Source organism: Candidatus Moraniibacteriota bacterium, assembly GCA_035390125.1.
Lineage (GTDB): Bacteria > Patescibacteriota > Minisyncoccia > Moranbacterales > GWC2-37-73 > DAOOTD01.
Window position 1 is genome coordinate 51,632 of the sequence record DAOOTD010000002.1, and the last position, 14,251, is coordinate 65,882.

Below are 14,251 nucleotides of genomic sequence, written 5' to 3' on the forward strand. Positions count from 1 at the left end.
AACAAGCTATCCATTTTGTTTTTATTCTTTTTTTTCAAAAATTGATTCTGGCATTAAAGAAAATATTATCCCCATCGAGAACACCAGAACGATTGAAGTTACTGTTATTCTTAGCAAAAACAACATCTGCTCTGGCAGGTTTGTTATGAGGCTCGCAAAAATACCTGCTTTTTGGGGACTTTTCATAAACGTTATAGGGTCTTTTGTCACTTCTATAACAAACTCCTGATTAACATAGATGTCTTTATTTGAACTTAGAGGAGAGATGCCCCACTTATCTTTAAGCTCTTTGCGCAAAGCATTGAGACCCTCCCTCTCCGCTCTTTCTAGTTTTGCTGTTCTGACTTTATATCCCACCAAATAGCTGTCCTTAGCTTCTTTTTTAACTGTAAATTCGAATGTGGAAGAATCTCCTGTAGAGGAAATTGTAATATCACCATCATCATTTCCATATGAAGCATCTCCATCTAATACCTGGACTCCATCAAGATACCATTCAAAAACTGCTTTTTGCCCAAAACTGTTTCCTGCAGTAGCTGTTAAAGAAACCCTCGTGTCTTCTTTAGCTTCCATAACTGTATTACTAAAAGAGTCAACTTCATTGTTGTCTACGGTGTAGTATGTGCCCATAAATTTTCTCATAGCTCCTGAGGCACTGGATATCTGAGCATAGGATCCGACAATAACAAATCTTTGGGTAATTTCTTGCCTGACGCCATTTTGGTTTGTTCCCCTAGCAACAACATTCACGGATTCTCCCGGATTACCTATAATAGGAAAGATTAGACCATTAAAACCCTGGCAGAGAGTTGAAAGACATTCCATTGATTGGCCGTTAACTTTCCAGGAATAGCCGCTTCCTCCATCTACCTCGACCGCCACTAATTTGTTTTGTGTCACGGGACAAATTGCTTCTCCTTGTCCATTACATATTTGACTTCCTATACTAATCCCTGATGCGGAATAGCTTATCTCTCTTACTTTTATTGTTTCCGTTTGATTTCTAACCTTAACGATAACCTGCCCTTGGCTTGATTGGCCAGAGTTATTGTCCGTGGTTTTTACTGTAATCCTTAGATAAAATATGTCGCCCTCTATATCTAATGTGAGCGGGAAGCTTATTTTGCTTTTACCTAAACCGCTTAAAGATCCTATTTTCACGTCCTGTCCGCCCGTGCTTGATTCAGTTGGCGGAGAAGTAAATGCCTCCACTTTCCACTCATAATAAATGTCTTTCAAATCACCCGAGTTTTTTGACATAGCCTGAACCGTCAGGGTGTCGCTGTTTAAACCCTCTGGGTCATTCAGGGGATTTGTAGGCGTGGCAGAAAGTTTTGTTTCAAAAGCATATGAGACTCCGCCGGTTGCATCACTGCTAAGCGGATCCACTAAGTTTTCTTCTAGGCATCTATCTAAATCAAAATCTGTAGTCAATATTCCTTTATTGTTTTCAGGGTCTTTATAAAAAGCTGTCGTTGCTGTTCCATTAGTTCCTCCGTCTGTCATTTCTTTCCCCACTATGTCCTTTAATTCATCACACTTGCCTTTTGAAAATGCCCACATAATCATATTCTTTGAATCATTGTGTGGTCCCGCTAGTTGGCTTTCGCCCTCAACAACCACCCCGATTTCATCGCCATCAGTATATGTCCAATTAAATTTTTTAGCTCCCAATCCAATTACAGTAGCTTCATCTGCTTTTCCTTTAAAATTTTCTCCAAAATAAAAATTTTTTTCATTAGTTTTAAATTGGCCATCCCCGGGCTTAAAATTTTCGTCCGGATCATAAGGAAATAGGTGTTTGCATAAATTATCTTCCTCCCCCAACGCCGGTCCAAAGGAACAACTTGGTTCAAGATCTGGATTTCCTGTTACCTCAGAATTAGAATCTTCTACAAACACCCCGCTAATGGTTCCGTCTGACTTTACTCCATTTATCAGGCCCTGCGTCAGATAAGAACAATTTTCATGTTCTGAACTATAGAGCACTTCATCTAAAATTCCTGGTGGAGGTGCAAGTAGACCAATGTTAGTGTTGGGCTTTCCCAATGAAGAACAAAACGCGCCTTCACTTCTAACTATAGTCGCTCTAATATTATCAGGCGCAGTTTTATTGTTATCTATCATATTAAAATTCCCGCTTGCCGGCATGCATATCGGTGTTCCTCCATTTTTACACGACAAATATGCATGAAACAGTTTATAGTCCTCACTTTTAGTTGTGCAATTAAATACCTGTTTCATTCCGGCTTCTCCAGTTGAGCTTGCAATACTTTTAACCATGCAGCCACTAAAATTCATGTCATTATGTTTCAGTTCCCAGCATGCATTTGCATCATAAAAAGGCGGTATAGTGTTGGGCGGACTTGTGTTTGTTGGGTCACAGACCGGCTCTGTTCCTGTAAATGCTGGGTCCAGCACCTCGCAGTTCATTGTTCGGTCTTCTACGCAAGCTGGCACCGGATAGTCATCTGGGCATGGGGTCTTGAAAATTGGTTCCGTTTTTCTTAATTCATAAATAAGTCCGCTTACTGGTTCCTGTACATAGCAATTTTCTGCTTCATACTTATTGCCGCTTTCTCTTTTCCAGGTTTTAATCCATCCATCATCATCTTCGACTGAGGGCACCGCCTCTATTCCAGCTTCCGCGGAGGTGTCTCCCTCGGCACTATTTTGGCCGGCATATCTTAGGGCGGCTAACTTCCAATCGTTAGGCGTTATGACATTATCGTTATCCAAATCACACGAGTCTCCATCGGCTCCTCCGTCCTTATCCCACCACTCGTCTGTTAAATCACAGTCTTTATTCTTTAAATACCATGTATAATAAAGATTATCACCACTAAATCCTGCCACCACTGCTTCGGCAGTTGCGGAAGCTCCAGTTTGAGGAACACCTCCTGGGAACATGACTCTTATTTCTACCTTGGGACCCTCTTTTTTGCCTTCAGCGGTTTGTTGCGCTATGGTAATCTCATCTTCATCTTCCTGACTTAAGTCGGAAGAGACAGAAGCTGCTTGCAAATATACTGGAGCAGGAAATGTTTGTAAAAAAAGCATACATAAAATAGTTGCCAGATAAACTAATTTTTTATTTTTTTTACGCATAAATAAAAAGGGGATTATTTTATTAAAAACATTATATTTGCATATTTATTAAACGCACCATATTTGCATGTAAAACAATTATTACAAGAAATTGACAGGCTGTTGCATAAAAAATAGATCTACTCTTATATACAATCCAACCAGCTAAAGGAGCGCTTATTAAATAGGGAAAAAGAGACCAAGTTAAAGATTTTGTCCCAATAACTAAGGCAAAAAAAAGTAAAAATTGGACCAATATCCCCCACTGGGATATTCTTTTTTCTAGTATCAGAAGCACAAATCCCCGGAAGAAAAAATCATATATAAAAATAACAGGCAAAACTCTTGAAAATTCATAAAAAATAAACTCCTTATAATTATTTATAATAGAAGAAGTTATGGGATATTTTGTTAAAAAATCAAAAAAATAAATAGCTATAAAAAAAGCAAAACCAGTTATAATTAAACTTATGCCACTCCAAATTAATCCTTGTTTCCAATTGCCAATCTTAATCCCAATATCACTTAACTTTTTTTTTAATATAAATTTATTAAATATTATAGGGATTAAAATAAAAAAAGTAACCATTATAATAAGTAGCTGAAAATTATTTCTTGAAGGAAAAAGACCATAGGTAATTAATAAGCAAATAATAAAAAATAAGCTCATTATAAATTCTTTTGTTTTCATGGAAATTTAAATATATTAAAAACTCCTATTGAAATTATATTAGCATATTTTTTAGAAAAATACTAATAAATTAATTTTAATTTATTTAATTATAATAAACCTAATTATTATTAAGATAGATGTTTTTGTGGATAAGATAAAAATCAATTAGAAAATTAGGTAACTTTTTGTTTTCCGTGTTGTGTATAAAGCATAACTAAAAATTATATGTATATGTTGACAAAAATAAACAAAAAGAAATAAATTATGTTTTTATTTTTTATACACAATTAAATAAGGTTATATTAACAAAAGAAAACGCCTTAAAAAACTATTATTAACAAATTATCCACTTTTTATTAAAGTTTTTATTTAATAATGTAAGAAACATAATAAAACTTCCAATAAAAATTCCTATATCGGCAATATTAAAGACGGGCAATAATTCTCTAAAAAATACAATATAATCAAAAACACACCCAAAAAAAGCCCTATCAAAGGCATTTGAAAGTGCTCCACCAATAAAAACTCCTGTGCTTAAAAAAAAGACACATAAATCAGTTTTTATTTTAATCAGGAAGATAATAAAGATCAAGCAAAAAAGGCCTAAAAAAAGCCAAAAAAAAGCATTTGGCATGCTTATGCTAAAAGATATGCCTTCATTGCATATATAAAATCCGTCTTCATGACGGATTTTATATTTAAAAAACTGATCTATAAAAAAAATAAGAGAAAAAGCAGTGAAAAAACACAAAAATCTAAAAAAATAGTTTATTAAAATTTTTCTTTGCATTTTACTGGCAATTAAAGCATTTTTTAGCTGCTGGATAGGCCCTTAAACGTTCTAATGGTATATCAGCCTTACAATTTTCACATTTACCATAATTATCAGTAGCCATTTTATCAAGGGCGTCAGAAATTTCTTTTAGCTGTTTTTCAAAAACAGCCTCCAACGCAAGGTTGTCTGCATATTCCTCAACCTCAGTTGCATTTTCATCCTCATCGTCCCCTATATTATCAAAAGTAGTGTTGTAATCATCAGGATTTTTTGTCGGCTTAGCTATTCTCGCAAGCTCTTCCCGTATCCTCTTTTTTTCTTTAATAAGACTTTCTTTTAATTCTGCTAAATTTTGTTGCTCAATAGACATATAATTATGACAATTAATGGTTTATATCTGAAATTATAGCAAAAAAAAAGTCCGATGTCTACTATAAAAAAATGTTTTTTAAATGTCTTAATTCGGAACAATTTTTGTTGTTATCCAACAATATGGAAATAGCATCAAATCGGCAAGAAACATCAAATAAACTATGTTTATTAATATAAAAATTAGCTATTTTATTTATTTTATGCAGTTTTTTTGCATTTATGCTTTCTTCAGGTAGAGGAGAATTTTTATTGAAATCTGAGCGAGTTTTTACTTCAATAAAAACCATTTCTTCCCTGTCTTTGGCGATTATGTCAATTTCGCCTAAACGGCGACCATCCGGATTAGAAAAGTTTGTTTCCAATATCTTGTATCCATGGCCTTTAAGGTACTCAGTGGCTATTTTTTCTCCGTGCTTACCTATTAAAAGGCTTTTAAATTTAAATGAAAAAGACATATAATGTGCATAAAAACAAAAACCCTCTGTTGAGGGAAGCGTCTTTAAGGTTAATGTGAGGATAAAACCGGATTTTTATGCTCGCATTATCCCTAAAATAAGGTATGGAAACCCGGCGCTGTAAAGCGCCCAATTATATAATAAATGGCGAACAGCGCCGAGTGTTTGTATGTATCAACACTCAACGTGGAAATGATATAGCCCGGGTGAAGGCTTGTTCGTCATTATAGCGTAAGTGTATTTTGTATACATACGGAAATTCATTAGTTTCTAACTTTACTAATGTTTATGCTTCTACCGTTCTCTGGCATGATAGCCTTTGATTGGTTGTTTAAGGTACTACTTTTTTATTGTTTATTTTTATATTTAAAAAAGTTTTTTGTTTTTGTTTTAGGGTCCCTGGTTAGAATCAGGGCGGCTTCTTGATTCATTGATCAAGAAACACTTGAACAGTGGAAGCGTTCCAATCACAAATAGGGGGAAATTGTGATTGGAACGCTTCCACTGTTCCAAAAAGAAGATTTAATTTAGTAAAGAACATTTTATAACCTAATTATAGCAAAAAAAAGACAATCGGTCAATAATATTTTATAATAAAAGGCTTTTTATGGGGAAAAATGATGAAAATAACTTTTTTAACAAAAATAACTCAATAAAAAGAAAAGATAGTAAAAATTAAAAAGTAATTTATTTTTGTTTTTTAATTAGCAAAATCCACAATTATCCCCAAGTTATCCACAATTAAACAAAAAAGCTGGTCACTTTTTGTCTATTAATCGATCAACTATTGCGCGCATGGTGTTTTTACTTGTGGAAACAATCAATTTATCCGAAATTATAGAATAATCTATCGACATTGTTATGCGGTCATTTACGTTAAAAAACCTTATGGGAATGTCTCTGTAAATGCTGTCTTTAAAAAGCCCCTTGGCTATCTCGGGTTTTTCATTTAGAAAGAGAAAAGAAGCATCGGTAATAAAACTTTTTTCCTGTTTCAAGAGTTCGGCTATCAAAATTTCTTTTTTGACTACATTTGCTGCAAAGGAAAGGCGTGAGTTTCCGGAATCGTTGTAAAGAAATAGAGAAAAATTTTCTCCCAAGCTGCTCAAAATCAAGGGCGACAAATTAAGCTTTGCTGCAGTTGCAAAAATTGGGAACGCCACCGGCTTATTGTTGGCGTCAACAACAACAAACTCATAGGAAGCTCTTTCTTGAGATATTGTTTTTAATTCTTCGGCCAAACTAGTAAGTGTTTTTTTAATGTCTTCAGAAGAAATGGTTGTAAAGTCAAGAGACAAATAATTCGGTTTTGTAGAAGAATATTTTTCCATAGACACGGTGGGCTCAGTCGCGGGCGTAACCCCTGTTGGTTTTTGAGATGTTTCTTCCTCCGCAATCTCAATTGGGACATAGGCATTTTCACTTTTTTTGTTTAAGAAATAGGATTTTCCTGCATAATATCCTCCCAACATAATAACAATAGTAGCGACTACTCCAGACATAATTATGGCAATTTTACGCCTATTGGAAGCACTTTTTTTGTTATTAGAAAAGGCCATATCAAGATCTTTTGTATCTAGCTTCCCATCCTGTTTCACAAAAGGATGAACAAGTTTAGAAGAAACTTCACCCGGAACGAAAGTCTTTTTTTGCGGAGCTTCCATTGGGGTCGGCTTAGGTATAAATATTTTAGAAACCTCGGCCTGATTTATGTTTTTTATATCACCTTTATTTTTTTGCAAATAAAGAAGATCATCTTTCATTGTATGGATTGAAAACTCTCCCACTCCCTCAATTTTCTCATCGTTAGTTTTGTTGGTAACGGTATTATTAATAAAAGGAGACCCTAGATTGGTTGGTGTTGTCATTTTTTTATTTTATAAAATAAATTTACAAAAAATGTAAGCACATTGATTGCACTTACATTTTACAATAAACACCTTTTTTTGCCAAGAAAAATTAATTCGTTATTGGCCTTACGTTTTTTGCAGTCAAGTTAATGCGACCTTGATCATCAATAAGTTTTACTCTTACTGGAACAATGTCTCCAATTTTTACGACATCCTCAACCCTGGCTATACGCTGGTCGGAAAACTCCGAAATGTGGATAAGGCCTTCCTGTCCCGGTAAAATTTCTGCAAAAGCGCCAAAAGTCATAAGACGGGTAACCTTAGCATTGAAAATTTCTCCAACCTTTACTTCATGGGTAAGGTTATCAATCCATTTTTGAGCTCGGAGAGCTGAAGTTTCATCGGTTGAGGTAATGAAAATAGAACCATCGTCTTCAATGTCGATCTGTACCCCGGTTTCATCGATAATTTCATTGATAATTTTACCACCAGTTCCGATAACATTTCTGATTTTGTCAGGGTTTATGTGAAGAGTTATTATTCTAGGAGCATATTGAGACATATTTTTTTTTGATTCCGGTATAGTAGCCAGTATTTTGTCTAATATTTCCATGCGATTATTTTTAGATTGCATCAAAACTGCCTTTAACATATCAACAGTTATACCATCAACTTTAACGTCCATTTGCAGGGCAGTAATTCCTTCGCTGGTTCCGGCCGCCTTAAAATCCATGTCGCCATAATGATCTTCAAGGCCCTGAATATCAGTTAAAATCTTGAATTTATTGTTTTTTCCAACAATAATTCCCATAGCAATTCCGCTAACTGGCCGTTTTATAGGTACCCCGGCATCCATAAGGGAAAGAGTCGAACCACAGGTTGAAGCCATTGATGAAGAACCATTTGATTCAAGAATCTCACTTACAACTAAGACAGTATAAGGAAATTCTTCTTTTGGTGGGATTACAGGCAAAAGAGCTCGTTCAGCCAAGGCCCCGTGACCAATTTCTCTTCTTCCTGGTCCACGCATGGCTTTTATTTCTCCTACGGAATAAGGAGGAAAATTATAATGATGTATATACCTTTTCTTAGTGTCAATTTCCATTGTGTCTATAACCTGTTCATCACCTGGAGACCCTAGGGTCGTTACGGTCAGAGCCTGAGTTTCTCCGCGAGTGAAAAGTCCTGTACCATGAGTCCTTGGAAGAATTCCAACCTTACAATCAATGTGGCGAATTTCATCTAATTTTCTACCATCAGGTCTTTTTTCCTTTTCTAAAATATTCGCGTGTACGATCTCATCAGAAGCTTCTTCAAAAACTTGCTCGGCAATTTCTTTTAGCTTTTCTATATCTTCTGTGAAGGTTTCTTTTATGTATTCATTTACCTTTTCCTTTATTTTCGCGGTTTTTTCTTCTACTATTTTCTTCTTTGGATCATATAAAGCTTCAGCCAGGCCCTCTGCGAGCAAAATTTCTTTAACTTTAGCTTCAAACTCTTGGGTGCCCTGAATTAAAACTGGCTCAATTTTTTCTTTGCCAACTTCCTTGGCTATTTCTTCAATGAAAGTAGCAATTTTTGTAATGGCCTCCTGTCCAAAAGCAAAAGCTTTAACAATTTCTTCTTCCGGAACCTCTTTGGCACCAGCTTCTAGCATGTTTATTTTGCTTTTTGTTCCAGAAATTACCAAATCAAGATTGCTTTCAGCTAATTCTCCATTTACCGGATTTAAAACAAATTCTCCATTAACTTGACCAACCCTGACTGCAGCTACCGGACCGTTCCATGGAATATTTGAAATAGACAAAGCTGTTGAAGCGGCAATAATCGAGACGATATCTGGATCGTTTTCGCCATCAATTGAAAGTACTGTCACTACAACCTGCACCTCATTTCTCATGCGGCCATTAAAAAGAGGCCTGATGGTTCGGTCAACAACTCGTCCAGTTAAAACGGCTTCTTCTGAAGGACGGCCATCTCTTTTAATAAATTTTGAACCTTTTATTTTTCCGGCAGCATAATATCTTTCCTCAAATTCAACTGAAAGAGGAAAATAACCGCTGACCCTGGCAGCCTCTTTGCTCATAACAGCAGTTGCTAAAACAACTGTATCACCATAACGAGCAGTTACAGCTCCGCCAGCCTGCTTAGCCAAAAGACCAGTTTCTATTTCAAGAACCCGACCTCCGATCTGGAGAGACCATTTTTTTTGTTCCATAAGAACGTATCAGCCTATAGCTAATGACGTTATAAACACGATATTAAACTCAAAAATTAAGTTTATTATTGTGTCTCCTACGCACAGGCCAAGGCTTTGAAATTGTTAATTGTTCGAATAATAGCCTCTTTTTTTATTTTTGTCAACGTAAATTTAAAAACAGGATTAAGTATTATTCCTGTTTTTAAATAAAAAACAAAGAGTTATATCAAAAACTTTTTCTTATTTTCGCTGATATCTATGAATCCATCAGCCTTTTCTAGCAGTTTGGTGCTGGCAGATTCTCTGAAAGCCATAACCTCCACGCGGCAGCCGGTGGTATTTTGTATATATTCAACTACGGGGATGTAGTCTCCATCGCCAGAAACTAAAATGATAGAATCCAGGCTTTTAGATAATTTAATAGCGTCAACAGCAATGCCGACATCCCAATCTCCCTTTTTAGCTCCTCCGGGAAAAATTTGCAGATCCTTAGTTTTAACTTCAAACCCTTGTTTTTCCAGAGCTTCAAAAAACTTTTCTTCTTGTCCTTCTAGTGTTTTAATGCCATAAGCAATGGCGCGAATAATTTTTCTTTCACCCACGCCTAATTTTAGAAGCTGTCCAAAGTTAACCTTCTTTTTATATAAAACCCGAGCGCTGTAGTAGAGATTTTGGATGTCAACCAAAACTCCGACGCGCTGTTCTTTAAATTGAGCCATAAGCTTAGAATTTTGAATTATGAATTTATAATTTTGAATAAAGACGGAAAAATAAAAGCAGGTTACCCTGCTTTTATAATATATTAACCTTTAAGGTTTAGATCCTTTGTTATTTTCTTATAGGATTTTTCATTGGTCTTTTCGAGATAAGCCATTAGCTTGCGTCTTTTGGCAACCATCTTAAGAAGTCCTCGGCGTGAATGGAAATCTTTCTTGTTTTTCTTAAGGTGAGAAGTCAGTTTTTTGATTCTCTCTGTGAACATCGCGATCTGATATTCCGGCGAACCGGTATCTTTTTCGTGACGCTTCACTTCTTTTGTCACTTTTTCCTTTTGCTTGTGCGTTAAAGCCATAGCATTTTGTAGGCGATGAATGAGTTTTGGTTTACCCTCACGCCAACACTGTTGGTTGTGGAGAGCTGTGCCGAAAACCAATCCATGCTCATTAAATTATTACTAAAAAACGATATCATAAATAATCTATTATGGCAATATATTTATATTATTGCTGCGGCAGAAACTTTATCTCCCGTGCTTGGTTTCATAATTCTGACACCTTGCGTAGCGCGGCCGAGAGTCGAAATGCTAGAGAGCGGGATGCGGATAATTTGTCCCTGAGCGGAAGTTACAATTAAATCACCTTCAATGTCATCAACATTAACAATGTGTGCCCCGACAAGCTTGCCAATCTTGGCGGTAACGTTAGCAGTCTTAATTCCTGATCCTCCGCGATGCTGAATTTTGTAAGCTGAAAGATCGGTGCGTTTTCCGAAACCATTTTCAGAAATTATCAGCAACTGATTTCCTTTTTGTCCTTTAATGACAACATCCATTCCAACAACCCTGTCGCTTCCTTTGAGTTTGATGCCACGCACGCCGGCTGCATTTCTCCCCATAGCTCTTACATCTGACTCCCTAAATCTAATAGCCTGTCCCCCGGAAGTGCTAATAATAATCTCATCTGTTCCAGTTGTTGGTAAAACCCAATTTAAAGTGTCGCCTTTGTCTAATGTTATGGCAATGAGTCCACTTCTCCTGACATTATCAAAGTCTTCCACTTTAGTTTTCTTGACCACTCCAGCTGTTGTGGTAAAGAAAAAGAATTTATATCCATCAGATTTGTTAAATGGAATCATAGCAGTGATTTTTTCTTCTTGTCCAAGTTGTAAGAAATTTACAATCGCCTGACCTTTAGCAGTCCTAGATGATTCTGGGATTTCATAGGCCTTGGTTTGAAAAACTTTTCCTGAATTTGTGAAGAACATTAGATTGTCATGGGCCATAACACTGGTAACTTTTTCAATTGAATCTCCTTCGCGCGTAGTGGCGCCAATAACTCCCTTGCCGCCACGTTTCTGAACTTTATAAACCCCAGGATTCATACGCTTGATATAGCCATCTTGTGAAATAGTGATAATGGCTTCCTCGTTTGGAATCAAATCTTCCTGCTTGAATTCTTCAATGCCAGTTTTTAGTACTTTAGTTTTGCGTTCGTCACCGTATTTTTCTTTGAGCTCAATGAGTTCATTTTTAACAACAGCCAAAATTTTCTTAGGGCTGGCTAATAAACTTTCCAGCTCGGCAATAAGATTTAATTTTTCTTTTAACTCATCTTCAATTTTCTTTCTTTCCAGTCCCGCTAAAGTCTGAAGTTTCATTTCCAGAATAGCACTAGCCTGTTTCTCGGATAATTTAAATTTTTTCATCAAATTAGCATGAGCCTCTTCTTTAGTTGGAGATTTTTTGATAGTTTCAATGACTGCATCAATATGATCCAATGCTTTCTTTAATCCTTCCAGAATATGAGCGCGATCCCTAGCTTTATCCAACTCAAACTGCGTGCGCCTTTTGACTACTATGTTTCGGTGCTGGATATAGTGTTCCAAAATTGATTTCAAGTTTAAAATCTGTGGATCAATACCATCAACTAAGGCCAGCATGTTTACATTGAAATTCTTCTGCAAATCAGTCGTATCGTAAAGCTTATTTAAAACCTTTTGCGGATAAGCATCCTTTTTAAGGTCAATAACTATACGCACACCCTCTTTGTCTGACTCATCGCGCAAATCCTTGATACCTAATATTTTTCCGTCTCTTACTAATTCAGCAATTTTAGCTATCAAGGCTGATTTATTAGTGGCATAGGTTATCTCAGAAACGATGACCTGGAAGTTTCCTGCTTTTGTTTCCACTATTTCTGCCTTGGCTCTGGTTACGATTTTGCCGCGTCCGGTAGAATAAGCTTCTCGAATTCCTGGTGTATTATACATGATTCCTCCAGTTGGGAAATCAGGCCCTTTTATAAAATGCATCAAATCGTTAACAGTAGCTTCTGGGTTATCAATTAAGTGATTTATGGCATCAGCTAATTCGCTTAAATTGTGTGGAGGAATGTTTGTAGCCATACCAACAGCAATACCCATTGTTCCGTTAAGTAGAAGCTGGGGCAATTTGGCTGGCAATACAACTGGCTCTTTATGTACTCCATCAAAATTAGGCACGAAATCGACGGTGTTTTTTTCGATATCAAAAAGCATCTCTTCTGCAATAGGTCTAAGCTTTGCTTCTGTATAACGATATGCAGCTGCGCCATCCCCATCCATAGAGCCAAAGTTTCCCTGTCCCCAAATTAATGGATAGCGCAAGGAAAAATCCTGAGCTAAACGCACCATGGATTCATAAACAGCACTGTCGCCATGCGGATGATATTTTCCTAAAACTTCTCCGACAACGGTAGCTGATTTTCTGAATTTGGCAGAAGGTCTCAGTCCGCTTTCCCACATGGAATATAAAATCCGACGGTGAACAGGTTTTAGTCCATCGCGGACATCAGGCAAAGCGCGAGCCACGATTACACTCATAGCATAATCAAGATAAGACTGTTGCACTTCAGACACAATCTCTTGTGATGTAATAGTTTCCTTTTCAAGACCTGTTTTTTTGGAAGACTCTGTTTTCATCATTTATTTTATAAATTTAAATATGGAATGTTTACCTAAAATTTTAATTAACATTATTTTCATTGATTGTTAGCTGGCAAATCAATATACCTGTTTGACTCTACCCCACTAGTAATATCAAGCGAGTCAATAGAATTATTATCAGAAGTGTTAGTATCAGGAAGAGTTTTTTCGTTACTAGTGTTGCTATTAACAGAAGATTCCGGACTGAGTTTTTCTATAGAGAGATTTTGCTCTGATAATGCCCGCATTTGTTCATTAATGCTTGGAATAATTTCATTATTTAAATTACGATGCTCAGCAATCATTGAATTTATTGAAAAAATCCACACTAAAAAGAAAACAATCATGAAAAAGGCAACACATCCCCACACATATAACATACGTATATGTTCCGGCTGATTACGAATAAGCTCAATTTTTTTAGAAATATTTATTGACACAGGTTCTTGCTTTATTTATATTAAAAAGTTTTTTATAAGCACAATCACTAAGCCTCATGTTTCATTAGAATTATTTCCATGCCCTTATTTTCAAGGTCTTTTTTCTTTACATTTAATCTGGATATTTTTTCCTTGGGACAATTTCCTATCTCGGTGCAAAACTTTTTTTCATCTTCTATTTTTAAGTTTAATCCGGGTACTTTGTAATGCATTGGAATAACCAGAGTTGGTTCTATTTTGTGAACCAATTCGGCAGCTTTTTTTCCATCCAACGTGTAGGTTCCACCAATTGGAATTAAAAGAATGTCTACGCCGTCAATTTCTTCAAGTTGTTTAGCTGTCAAATCGCAACCCAAATCTCCCAGATGACAAATTTTTAGACCTTCTGCCTCAATAATAAAAATAGTAGAATGTCCTCTCAGTGTTCCATTTTGATTATCATGAAAAGAATCTATTCCTAAAACGTTTATGCCTTTAACTGCATATTCTCCGGGTGTATCTATAATAACAGGGTTGCCCTTTATAGCTGTTGTATTGTTGTGGTCATTATGATCATGAGAAACAAAAACAACATCTGCCTGACCCTGTGGTGGCCTGAGTCCAATTCCCTTATTAAAGGGATCAAAAAAAACAACAATATCTTCAGTTGCTCTACCTGCTGGTTTTGTTGATATTTTGAAACAAGAGTGTCCGTAATATTGAATTTGCATATAATATC

11 protein-coding genes are annotated in these 14,251 nt (G+C 36.0%); all 11 read right to left on the reverse strand.

Annotated elements, in window-relative coordinates:
• Nucleotides 1-21: 21 nt before the first annotated feature.
• The gene (locus PLR68_02095) at nucleotides 22-3,108 is read right to left on the reverse strand and encodes a hypothetical protein (GenBank protein HOW60521.1); all 3,087 of its coding nucleotides are present in this window, start codon (nucleotides 3,106-3,108) and stop codon (nucleotides 22-24) included.
• A gap of 986 nt (nucleotides 3,109-4,094) precedes the next feature.
• The gene (locus tag PLR68_02100) at nucleotides 4,095-4,550 is read right to left on the reverse strand and encodes a signal peptidase II (GenBank protein HOW60522.1); all 456 of its coding nucleotides are present in this window, start codon (nucleotides 4,548-4,550) and stop codon (nucleotides 4,095-4,097) included.
• Between the two features lies 1 nt (nucleotide 4,551).
• Nucleotides 4,552-4,905, reverse strand: coding sequence for a TraR/DksA C4-type zinc finger protein (locus PLR68_02105; GenBank protein HOW60523.1), 354 nt, complete (start codon nucleotides 4,903-4,905; stop codon nucleotides 4,552-4,554).
• Nucleotides 4,906-4,966: 61 nt separating this feature from the next.
• Nucleotides 4,967-5,362, reverse strand: a complete 396-nt coding sequence (locus PLR68_02110) for a YraN family protein (GenBank protein HOW60524.1) — start codon at nucleotides 5,360-5,362, stop codon at nucleotides 4,967-4,969.
• A gap of 758 nt (nucleotides 5,363-6,120) precedes the next feature.
• Nucleotides 6,121-7,230, reverse strand: coding sequence for a hypothetical protein (locus PLR68_02115; protein HOW60525.1), 1,110 nt, complete (start codon nucleotides 7,228-7,230; stop codon nucleotides 6,121-6,123).
• 91 nt (nucleotides 7,231-7,321) lie between these two features.
• Nucleotides 7,322-9,430 (reverse strand): polyribonucleotide nucleotidyltransferase, encoded by a 2,109-nt coding sequence (gene pnp, locus PLR68_02120; GenBank protein HOW60526.1) that lies wholly within the window; start codon nucleotides 9,428-9,430, stop codon nucleotides 7,322-7,324.
• A gap of 203 nt (nucleotides 9,431-9,633) precedes the next feature.
• Nucleotides 9,634-10,131 carry an NYN domain-containing protein gene (locus PLR68_02125; protein ID HOW60527.1) on the reverse strand — a complete coding sequence of 166 codons (498 nt, stop codon included), beginning with the start codon at nucleotides 10,129-10,131 and terminating at the stop codon, nucleotides 9,634-9,636.
• Nucleotides 10,132-10,214: 83 nt separating this feature from the next.
• A complete protein-coding gene (rpsO, locus tag PLR68_02130; protein ID HOW60528.1) occupies nucleotides 10,215-10,484 on the reverse strand; it encodes a 30S ribosomal protein S15 in 270 nt (89 codons plus the stop codon).
• A 143-nt stretch (nucleotides 10,485-10,627) separates the two neighbouring features.
• The gene (gene gyrA, locus PLR68_02135) at nucleotides 10,628-13,093 is read right to left on the reverse strand and encodes a DNA gyrase subunit A (protein ID HOW60529.1); all 2,466 of its coding nucleotides are present in this window, start codon (nucleotides 13,091-13,093) and stop codon (nucleotides 10,628-10,630) included.
• A 56-nt stretch (nucleotides 13,094-13,149) separates the two neighbouring features.
• Nucleotides 13,150-13,473 carry a hypothetical protein gene (locus PLR68_02140; protein ID HOW60530.1) on the reverse strand — a complete coding sequence of 108 codons (324 nt, stop codon included), beginning with the start codon at nucleotides 13,471-13,473 and terminating at the stop codon, nucleotides 13,150-13,152.
• Nucleotides 13,474-13,580: 107 nt separating this feature from the next.
• Nucleotides 13,581-14,243, reverse strand: coding sequence for an MBL fold metallo-hydrolase (locus tag PLR68_02145; GenBank protein ID HOW60531.1), 663 nt, complete (start codon nucleotides 14,241-14,243; stop codon nucleotides 13,581-13,583).
• Nucleotides 14,244-14,251 lie beyond the last annotated feature (8 nt).